Source organism: Gordonibacter sp. (assembly GCF_036667095.1).
Taxonomy (GTDB): Bacteria; Actinomycetota; Coriobacteriia; order Coriobacteriales; family Eggerthellaceae; genus Gordonibacter.
In genome coordinates this window covers 1-3,545 of record NZ_JAVWUP010000231.1, presented here as the reverse complement: position 1 = coordinate 3,545, position 3,545 = coordinate 1, and the positions used below count along the sequence as shown (strand labels likewise).

At 58.3% G+C, this 3,545-nt stretch carries 4 protein-coding genes; all 4 read right to left on the bottom strand.

Features of this window, described 5'->3' with window-relative positions; all coding sequences use genetic code 11:
• Positions 1 to 93: 93 nt before the first annotated feature.
• The 4 genes from RR842_RS12895 to RR842_RS12880 are packed head-to-tail and all read right to left on the bottom strand — an operon-like array spanning position 94 to position 3,383.
• Positions 94 to 423 carry a DUF2149 domain-containing protein gene (locus tag RR842_RS12895; protein ID WP_332730014.1) on the bottom strand — a complete coding sequence of 110 codons (330 nt, stop codon included), beginning with the start codon at positions 421 to 423 and terminating at the stop codon, positions 94 to 96.
• Positions 410 to 1,114, bottom strand: a complete 705-nt coding sequence (locus RR842_RS12890) for a MotA/TolQ/ExbB proton channel family protein (RefSeq protein ID WP_332730013.1) — start codon at positions 1,112 to 1,114, stop codon at positions 410 to 412. The genes RR842_RS12895 and RR842_RS12890 overlap by 14 nt, the downstream gene beginning before the upstream one ends.
• 52 nt (positions 1,115 to 1,166) lie before the next feature.
• Positions 1,167 to 2,195 (bottom strand): hypothetical protein, encoded by a 1,029-nt coding sequence (locus RR842_RS12885; protein ID WP_332730012.1) that lies wholly within the window; start codon positions 2,193 to 2,195, stop codon positions 1,167 to 1,169.
• Positions 2,196 to 3,383, bottom strand: coding sequence for an ABC transporter substrate-binding protein (locus tag RR842_RS12880; RefSeq protein WP_332730011.1), 1,188 nt, complete (start codon positions 3,381 to 3,383; stop codon positions 2,196 to 2,198). It abuts the gene before it with no gap.
• Between the last annotated feature and the right edge of the window lie 162 nt (positions 3,384 to 3,545).

Sequence of the window (3,545 nt, the reverse complement as noted above, 5' to 3'; positions counted from 1 at the left end):
GGCCGGTTTTCTTCAAGAAACACACCGTTTTCGGCTCAGCGGACTTCATGATATGCGCAACGAGAAGCACAGCGGCCCCCTAGAAGATGAGCCTTATTTTTCGGGGGTCACGACGTATAGTTGACCCGTTTTTTCATCGCGATAGACCGTGCCGAGGTTTTCATACGCGCTGCCTTCTGCGGCTATACCTTCCTGAACAGCTTCCAAGTCGCCCTCGATCTCACGTATCGCAGGACTGCCGCCCGACGACTGCACGTCGCTTAGATCGACGTTCCAATTGGCAATGAGGGCCAACATCAACCCGCAAGCGAACACCAGCATCACGTCCATAAGATTACCCAGCGAGCCCATAGGGTCCTGATCTTGATCGCCAAGGAGTTTAGAAGTACCTAGGTGCGAAGCGCGCAGGTTACGCTTGGACATGGCGGCCCCCTTCTCCAAACGGCTTCCCCGCCTGAAACGCGTACCCCCCAGCACGTAGAATATCGGCCTTCTCAAGCAAGGTGTTCATGGCGCCCTCAAGGCTGACCAGATAGTCCTCGTACCAGCGTCGGCGAACTTTCGTAACCACATAGCACACCACGGCAACCACCAAACCCGCTACCGTGGTATCGAACGCCACCAGAAGCGAGGAGGAGAGCGTGTTCAAGTCGCCAGAACTCAAAGCCACAATACCAGGACCTAAGGGTATCAAGGTGCCCATCAAACCCAGCATCGGCCCCACCTTGATGGCCGCATCGGTTGGCGAAAGTGCCTTTTGGTAGCGGCCGCTCTCGTCGGCAAGCAGACGCTTCGCCACCTCAGTGAGGGCATCTTCGGGAAGATACATATAGGATACCAGCTCTTTCAAGGCAGCCTTTTGCGTATCCAGAAGACCGCTTTGGTCAATTACGCTATCCAACTCATCGTAATGCGCTGCATCCAAGTTGGCCACCAGCCGAGGCAATGCAACCCGGTAATGACGCCGCTCCACCACTACTTCCACTACCAAAGACCCCAGGGTGTATACCGTATAAGCAGCAAGTAGGAGCAAGCAGACAACGGTTGGAATGATAAGGGCTTGGGACAACGTGTGCAGCGCATCGTTTACGAAGAACTGGTTGAGAAAGTTCATGGTGCTTAGTTCCTTTCAGCGGGTTCCAACAAACGGTTGTACGGACGAAACGTCAAGCACTACCAATAGCCCGATTGCGTGCACACTGGAATCCTCCAGCCACCCAACGCCGGTGCAGGCAGTTCTTGCAAGACGGCGTGCGGTCAAGACATTCTTCCGCATCGTTGTCCCACTCAAAGGAAGAGCAGACCCGTGACCAGCTCTCTCCCACATTGCCTATCTCGCCCAAGTCGATCTTCGAACAAGGATGCGCCACGCCGTCCACAACATCGCACACCACCGTAAGCGCCCCGTCGTAGAGGATAGGCTTGCCCTCCGCGTCAAGCGAAAACGGCAGAGCAGGATCAAGAGGCGCACCCTGCTCGTCGACCAACTGGACCGGGCCGCGAAAATCACGTGCAAGCCGACGCTCTACCGCGCCGACGCTGCAGGACAATTCGCCTGCACACAGCTTTGCGAAGTTCCACTTACCGCGAAACCTGCCGTCGCAGCCGCCCAAGCGCAGCCCCACGCCCGCGAGCGCCCCCACGACCCCCGCCCCGTCTCCCCCATGCTCGCTCAAAACCACCCAAGGCACCCGGGCGGCAAGCGCATAGGCAGCCTCCTTGCTACAGAATTCGACCTTTGCGCGACGGCCGAACGATACGAGCTCAGAAACAGCCGGGTCAACTTCTTGCGCTTCCAATCCCGCGCTCGCCGCCGTACACCGACCCCGTTCAGCTTGGGCAGGCACGCAGGCAAAGCACAATCCCGGATCCGAGGTTTCTGCGCGATGAGCGGCTATGATGGCGATGGCGCGCTCACGCAGATCGTCAATGAACCCGGGATGCATCAGCGCCTCGAACACCATTGAAGAATTATGCGACGTATAAGGCACATCGTCGCGCAGTAACAATTGATGGCGCGTCACTTCCAAACGCAAGCATCCGCCCAGATCAACTGCGGCTGCTGCTATAAGACTTGCAATCTCGCCAGTGGAAGTACAACGAGTTGCATCGTCGGTGTCGTCCACCGCAACCACCACAGAAGCAAGCCCTTCTTCCACCCGTTCGATCGGCCTATTCATCAGATGAGCACGCATCTACTTTCCCCCTCCGCCGCCCGAGCCGCTGCCCGAACCTTCCTGCCCGCCGGAGCCTTCGGCGCGCACACCCTGACCAGCAACGATGGTGCCCCAGGTTTCGGCATCGATATCCAACCCGATAATATCCCGATAGTAGGCGACAACCGTCTCTTCAAGATCGATGTCCTCGTATTGCCCAGGATAGAGAGTCTTGCCCAACCAGAGCATACCGAGAAACGTTTCCGGATCGCCACGCTGCCCCCACCGGCTCGTCGATACCGGCAGGTTGTACACCGATTTCGCCGTTACCGCCGCCATGCCCTGCCACTGCGCATCGCTTTCGATAGAAGCGCGCGTAGCCGCCGTATTGCAAACGATCACCTCGGGGTTCCAGGCATACACCTGTTCAAGCGTTGCCGAGTAGTCCCCCATCCCACCCACACCGGCTTGATCTGCCGACACGTCAATGGCTCCCGTGCGCTCGATCCAGTCGGCACCGAGAGAACCTGCGCCATCGGTCAACAAAGAATCGTTGATGGAATGGTAGACGCGCTTCTTCTGATCGGCAGCGAGGCTCGCCGATCGCTCCTCGACCGTCTTGACCGTGGCGCGATAGTACGCAGCGATAGATTCGGCTTTTACTGAAGCCTTCGCTCCGCACACCTGCCCAACCAGCGAAATGGCCTCCATCTGCTCCTCGACGGTACCGTAGTCCACCACCACATAAGGAATACCCAGCTTGTCCAGCTTGGCAGTCTCTTCTCCCCCGTCATACAGGTCGCGCTTGACCAACGCCGCATCAACTCCAGCCGCCATCAAGGTTTCCACATTGATGCTGTTTCCTGACAACTGCTGAATATCCCCTAAACTTGGGCAAAGCTTCTGCAGCAGCTCGTTGGAGACGACACCGCCCGGTGCGCCCATCAGCTTCTCGCCCGCGCCCGACAACACGCACACGTTGCCCGAAAAAGCATCCATTGCGGCGATGCGCTGAGGATCAGCAGGCACCTCCACGGTGCGCCCAACCGAATCGGTCACCGTGTGCACTTCTACCGAACCCTGCTTGGCGCTTGAAGCACCGCCGAACAACCCGGTAAACGAGCCGCCGTCTACAAAGTACAAACCCAGCCCGCAGGCGGCAATAATCGCCACACCTACCGCCACCGATGCCAGAATGTTTCCCATGCCGCGCTTCTGCGTGGTCATCAGCTCTCCTCGTCTCGTATGTTTCTCGAAGTGCTCAAAGGCACGATCTGACGCACGGCGCGCACATTCCCGCTCCATGCATGCTCACGCAAAGGATCAACCTGCGTGAGCTCCGGCCGCCCATCATCCGACCAGCCATCGCGCATCCTGCTATCCTCCGGC

What these genes read in the sequence shown, in the direction of transcription:
- RR842_RS12895 (WP_332730014.1), bottom strand. Translation starts at nt 423, where the DNA reads ATGTCCAAGCGTAACCTGCGCGCTTCGCACCTAGGTACTTCTAAACTC.
- RR842_RS12885 (WP_332730012.1), bottom strand. Translation starts at nt 2,195, where the DNA reads ATGCGTGCTCATCTGATGAATAGGCCGATCGAACGGGTGGAAGAAGGG.
- RR842_RS12880 (WP_332730011.1), bottom strand. Translation starts at nt 3,383, where the DNA reads ATGACCACGCAGAAGCGCGGCATGGGAAACATTCTGGCATCGGTGGCG.
- RR842_RS12890 (WP_332730013.1), bottom strand. Translation starts at nt 1,114, where the DNA reads ATGAACTTTCTCAACCAGTTCTTCGTAAACGATGCGCTGCACACGTTG.